Raw genomic sequence first — 4,060 nt, forward strand, 5'->3', positions numbered from 1 at the left:
GGCGCCCTGACGGCCGGCAGGACAGCCTCAGGCGGCGCTACGGGGATTTCTGGCCCTTCCCGGGCGGTTTCGGTGCTCACGACGCGCCTCGCTCCTCAGCCGCGCTTGTAGCCCACCTTATAGGCCTCCGTCCATTATTCGGGCACAGATTCACGGTAGCCGCTGCGCGAGTTCAGGCCTGCAGCCATCAGGCGGGATCAGGTCATTGGCGAGCATCGTACTCACCGATCCTAACAGATAAGGATTTGTCGGAGAGGGCGCATTCCCAGGCCGTGGTTCCATCGATCAAATTCACGCCCGTTTCGATCTCCAAAGCCGAGTAAGCAGCTGTGATCGCAACCTCGGCTGTGCGAATCTTGAGTACCTCTTGTCGCCCCGCATCCGTGAGTGAGACGATCGTACGCCTGCGATCGACCGGATCTGCAGCTGTTGTGATGAGGTCCAGCTTTTTCAGCTTTCCCACCCAATCTATGATGACCGGGTGGAACTGCTGAAGGGCAGAGGCGATAGCAGTGATACGTTGCGGCCCTTCATCTTCGATCAGGTAGAGTATGGACGTTGTCCGGGGCGGGGCGATTATTCCTGCCTCAACAAACGATCCCTCGCATTCGGTTACCAGCCCCTCAGAGAGACGGCGCAACCGATGGGCTAGGAAGAATAATCCCCCCGATTGGATAAAATCCCCATTTTTTTCATCTACTGATCCTGCGACAGATCGGTCCGGCCTTCGTCGCAAGCTTCACCTTCGGTGCGGTGCCTGCCTGTGTGGGTCTTGCTCGAGCCATCGCGACAATGCGCGATCTCGGAAGTGGCCGCCTGCGCAAGCTACCAGCAGATGCCGCGCTTGGTTTCGTCCGACCGGCATGGCGGCGACGGATTGGCCGAGCCGGTCTTGATCGCCGTATTTTCGAGTTCTGTGTCCTCGCCGAGTTGCGGGACCGCTTGCGAGCGGGTGACGTGTGGGTCGAAGGCAGCCGGCGATACAGAGCCGTGGAGCAGCAACTTATCTCCACCCCGGTGTTCACTGCTATGAGGGCCGCTGGTCCATTGCCTGTCCCGGTCGCCGATACGGCCGCAGTCTGGCTCGAGGAGCGCAAGGCGCTCCTTTCCCGAAGGCTGGCCGAGGTGGACGCAAAGGTGGAAGCGGACGCGCTCGAAGATGTGCACTTTTCAGGCGGCAAGCTGCGGATATCGCCACTTCGAGCCATCACACCGGAGGAAGCCGAAAGGGCACTCTCTCCCTTGTATGGCCATTTGCCGGCCATCCGCATTACTGACCTGCTGGCGGAGGTTGATCGTTGGACCGGCTTCTCGAAATGCTTTACCCATCTCACCACGGGCCGCGTACATGATGATCCCCGCACTGTCCTGACAGCGGTTCTTGCCGACGCCACCAATCTCGGCCACGCCCGCATGGCAGAGGCCTGCGATTTGGTGAGCCAGCGCCAACTCGGTTGGCTTGCGGCATGGCATTTACGCGAAGACAGCTACGGCGCCGCCTTGGCGATGTTGGCCGATGCTCAGCATCGCATGACGCTGTCAAATGTGTTCGGCGATGGAAATGTGTCGAGTTCCGATGGCCAGAACTTTCCACTTGATCGCCGCGCGCAGGCGACCGGTTCTGTCAATCCCCACAAGGGCAGTGAACCTTCGGTATCCTTCTATACTCACGTCTCGGATCGCTATGCGCCGTTTCATGCCAAGGTTATTTCCGCCGGTGCGAGCGAGGCAGCCCACGTCCTTGACGGCCTGCTGCATCATGGTGCCGAACTTGCGATTGAACGCCACCATACCGATGTCGGCGGCATTTCCGACCATGTTTTCGCGCTCTGCCATTTGCTGGGGTTCCAGTTCGCACCGCGAATTCCCAATATCGCCGCCCGGCGCCTCCACTTGTTCCGCGATGCGCGGCCAGGGCCGACCATAGCCCCGATGGCCGCGCAAGCCATTGATGAACAGCTCATCGCTAGCCACTGGGAAGACATCGTCCGCCTCGCAACATCTATCCGGACCGGAGTCACGAATGCCTCCACCATGCTCGAGCGCCTTGGTTCATATCCGCGCGCCAACGGCCTGGCGCTGGCGCTACGCGAGATAGGCCGGGTTGAACGGACGCTTTTCACCCTAGACTGGATCGAAAAGCCGGAAGAACGGCGCCGTGCTACGCGCGAACTGAACAAGGGCGAGGCGCAGAACGCCCTCAAGCGCGCGATCTTCTTTCACCGCACCGGCCGGATACGCGACCATGGGCTACAGGCTCAAGGACACCGAGCGTCCGCGCTCAATCTGGTGGCTGGAGCCATTGTCCTCTGGAACACGACCTACCTCGAGGCGGTGCTTCGCCATAATGAGCAGCAAGGAAAGGAAATCCCGGCCGAATTTCTCCAACATCTGTCACCGCTGGGCTGGCAACACATCAATCTGACCGGCGATTACCTTTGGACGGATCATGACTTAACGACCGGCACGCTACGGCCGCTGCGCCAAAAGATCGGCGCTACCGTGCCCCAAAAGGCTTAGACCCCATGACTGCCAGAGCCTCGGAGGCTCGAATCTGAGATGCTGATGATGGATTTGTCAGCAGCGGAGACGAGTCATGACGGAGACGGTGAAATACGTTGGTCTGGACGTTCATAAGGAAACCATTGCGGTCGCGGTTGCCGATGGGGAACGCGGAGGCGAGGTGCGTTTCGTCGGCACGGTCGCCAACGAGGACGATGCGATCAGGAAGCTGGTCAAGCGGCTGACTGGACCGGGCGTGACGTTGAACGTCTGCTACGAAGCTGGTCCCTGCGGGTATGGCTTGCATCGGCTGCTGACGAAGCTGGGACAGAATTGCATCGTCATCGCCCCCTCGATGATGCCGCGGCGCCCGGGTGACCATGTAAAGACGGACCGGCGTGACGCGATGACCCTGGCGCGGCTGCTACGCGCTGGCGAACTCACCGCAATCTGGATACCGGACGAGGCGCACGAGGCGGTACGCGATCTCATCCGCGCGCGACGCAGCGCGCAAGATGATGCCATCGGAGCCAAGCAGACAGTGCGCAGCTTCCTGTTGCGTCATGATCGTCGTTTCGGCGGCAAGGCGGCCTGGACGAAAATGTACTGGCGGTGGTTGTCCGAGCAGCGGTTCGATTTTCCCCACCAACAGCTGGCATTCGAGGAAATGCAGAAGCGGGTGCTGGAGGCGCAGGCACGGGTTGGGCGCTTAGAAGCGGCGCTGACTGAAGCGGTGGACGCATGGTGTTTTGCGCCGCTGGTCCGCAATCTACAGGTCCTGCGCGGTATCAGGCTGGTCAGCGCTGCGACGCTGGTCGCTGAAGTAGGCGATCTCACCCGCTTCGACAATCCCAAGCAACTGATGGCGTATGTCGGCTTGGTGCCGTCCGAGCACTCCAGCGGCGCTCGGACCAAACGGGGCCGGATCACCCGCGCGGGCAACGCGCAGGCACGAACCATGCTGATTGAGGCGGGCTGGTCGTATCGACTGCCCGCTCGCGAGAAACGACGCTACCGTGAGCGGGTCATCGACTTGTCCGAGGACATCCAGGCGATCGGGTGGAAAGCGCAGGTTCGCCTGTGCCAGCGCTACCGTCGCCTGGCGGCCACGGGCAAGCCTCAGCCCAAGGTGACCACCGCGATCGCGCGTGAACTGGTCGGCTATGCCTGGGACATCGCCCGTCGGGTGTCGCCGGCGATAGCCGGCTGATCCACCCACGACATTAACGAGAGGAGGCGCCAGCGCACCAACTGCATAGCCTTGGCCGGCGTGCCGCGGGCACCCGACTGTGATGGGCAATCCACGGTGTACGGTGGGGCAGGTTCGTCCGACGCCCGAACTTAGACGGAGGATAGGCCCAGCGACGGATACGGGTAGTGCGGTAATCAACCCGCGGATGAGAGCATGATCAATCGTCGTCGATCAGGCGCCCGCGGCACACCCGCCAAGGTCAATGCGACCGCTGGTCTCGAGGCCAGCGAAGGAGTAAACTCGGCCAGCGTCTCGGATGGCAGTCATGAGAGCGTATATCTGTGCCCGTTTTATGTGACGCCCCCG

General features: G+C 61.5%; 2 protein-coding genes and 1 pseudogene. 2 read left to right on the top strand and 1 reads right to left on the bottom strand.

What is annotated here, in order from left to right; genetic code table 11:
* Positions 1 to 202: 202 nt before the first annotated feature.
* Complete coding sequence (locus A0U87_RS25920) at positions 203 to 640, bottom strand: MarR family winged helix-turn-helix transcriptional regulator (RefSeq protein ID WP_066861554.1); 438 nt, start codon at positions 638 to 640, stop codon at positions 203 to 205.
* A gap of 62 nt (positions 641 to 702) precedes the next feature.
* Here A0U87_RS25920 and A0U87_RS25925 point away from each other — a divergent pair.
* Positions 703 to 2,520 (top strand): annotated as a pseudogene (locus A0U87_RS25925) (Tn3 family transposase); the annotation flags it as partial.
* A 76-nt stretch (positions 2,521 to 2,596) separates the two neighbouring features.
* Entirely contained in the window at positions 2,597 to 3,712 is a 1,116-nt protein-coding gene (locus tag A0U87_RS25930) for an IS110 family transposase (RefSeq protein WP_066488347.1), read from the top strand.
* Positions 3,713 to 4,060: the final 348 nt, after the last annotated feature.

It is taken from the genome of Sphingobium sp. MP9-4 (assembly GCF_005281675.1).
Lineage (GTDB): Bacteria > Pseudomonadota > Alphaproteobacteria > Sphingomonadales > Sphingomonadaceae > Sphingobium > Sphingobium yanoikuyae.